Raw genomic sequence first — 1565 nt, 5'->3', positions numbered from 1 at the left:
CTCACGGCGGCGCGCAAGGCCATAGACGAAAAACTCGCCGAGGTCAAAGCCGCCCAGCGCTCGTAAACTCCGTCGGTTGAAACCGGCGTCTGCAGTAGCCTTCGGCTGCGAAGCCCGTGCCGGGCTACTGAGATTCCTTTTTTGCCCTGGCCGTCCGCGCACTTTCCAGCAGGGCGGCCAGCTCGCCGTAAGTGAATCCTTGCCAGTTCTCTGGGATTTCTAGCGGAGGCAGCTTCGTCTTTGTCAGTTTCTCGATAACCTCGCGTACAACTCCGCTAAACAAGTTTCGAGCGTGTCCCGTTTCTGAACCACTCTGACAGATCGCCAAAAGCTCATGAAGCACCAGAAGGCAGGCCAGTCTCTGATTTTTCCCGAGCTTACGTATCAAGCTCACCCAAAGCTGTAGTGCAGGGTTCTCCTCGCCGCACTCCCAGAGTGCTCGGGATAGGAGGGCCTGGGCTATTAGTTGGCTGACAGGCTCGTTGGCTTCCCACTTCGGGTGCTGGAAGTAGCGCTCAATTCTCTCCTTGGCGGCGTGCCAGTCGCCTTGGTGTGCGGCTTGGTCATAGCCTAGACTACAGAGGAGGGCTGCATCACTAATCAATGTTCCCATGAGTGCCTCGCCTTCACAGTGTTGCTGCCAGAGCGCAGCCCAAGTCTGCCGGGATTCAGAAGAGTACTTGTCGTCCCCAAAGACGATTCGCTCCCAGGCAAGATAAATTTGGGACGGCTTCTTTCGTTTAGGCATTTTCTTTTTCCTGGAGTACACTACCTGACGAGGCCGTTTTTGGAAACAATTAATTTACTTTCGGAGGGGCTGATCGGCTACCACGAGGGCTGGGAGCGGCAGCGGGCGCGGGTGGCGGCGCGGATTGCAGGCGAGGTTCCCGATGGGGTGATCCTGCTGGAGCATGCGCCCGTTGTCACTTATGGCAAGACGGGCAAACCGGAGTTTCGCCTGCTCAGCGAATCCGAGTACGCGGTGCGAGGAATCGAGCTGGTGCCTACGGACCGTGGTGGGGATGTGACCTACCACGGGCCGGGCCAGCTCACCGGCTATCCCATTGTGCATCTGGGCGAGGGCAAGCGCGATCTGCATAGATACGTCTGGACACTGGAAGAGGCGATTATCCGTACGGCGGCAGACTTCGGGGTAGCAGCTGGGCGCGTAGACTTCCATGCAGGGGTCTGGGCAGAAAGTGGTGGGTATCTGGCAGCTATTGGAGTCCGGGTGCAGCGCTGGGTGACACACCACGGGTTTGGGCTCAATGTAGACGCGCGTGTGCACCAGGGATTTGAGACCATTGTAGCCTGCGGACAGACCGGGCGGCCGGTGGTTAGCCTGAGTGAATTAGCCAAAACCGCACTCACTCTTGAAGAAGTTGCGCACTCTAGCGCCGGGCATCTCAGGGTACTTCTAAAACCAGATTGACAAATAACCTAAAATATGTGTACCCTATGGGGGGTTTAAAAACTCTAACAGGGTAGTCCGCCATGGCGGCGGTACGCCGACCCCTCGGAGGGGGCGTACGGCAGGTCAGGTGAGGCTATTCAGATTTTTATGG

At 57.6% G+C, this 1565-nt stretch carries 2 protein-coding genes; one reads left to right on the top strand and one right to left on the bottom strand.

Annotated features, from left to right (window positions below; translation table 11 throughout):
- Window positions 1-124 precede the first annotated feature (124 nt).
- On the bottom strand, window positions 125-748 hold the full coding sequence (locus tag ACH2EH_RS12795) for a hypothetical protein (protein WP_395142235.1): 624 nt from the start codon (window positions 746-748) through the stop codon (window positions 125-127).
- A gap of 39 nt (window positions 749-787) precedes the next feature.
- On the opposite strand from ACH2EH_RS12795, the gene lipB reads away from it, so the two are divergent.
- Window positions 788-1432, top strand: coding sequence for a lipoyl(octanoyl) transferase LipB (lipB, locus tag ACH2EH_RS12790; RefSeq protein WP_395142233.1), 645 nt, complete (start codon window positions 788-790; stop codon window positions 1430-1432).
- Window positions 1433-1565 lie beyond the last annotated feature (133 nt).

This window comes from Armatimonas sp., assembly GCF_043760365.1.
Classification (GTDB): domain Bacteria; phylum Armatimonadota; class Armatimonadia; order Armatimonadales; family Armatimonadaceae; genus Armatimonas.
Note: the sequence above shows the minus strand (reverse complement) of the source record. Positions and strands in the feature narration are given on the sequence as shown.

What these genes read in the sequence shown, in the direction of transcription:
- ACH2EH_RS12795 (WP_395142235.1), bottom strand. Translation starts at nt 748, where the DNA reads ATGCCTAAACGAAAGAAGCCGTCCCAAATTTATCTTGCCTGGGAGCGA.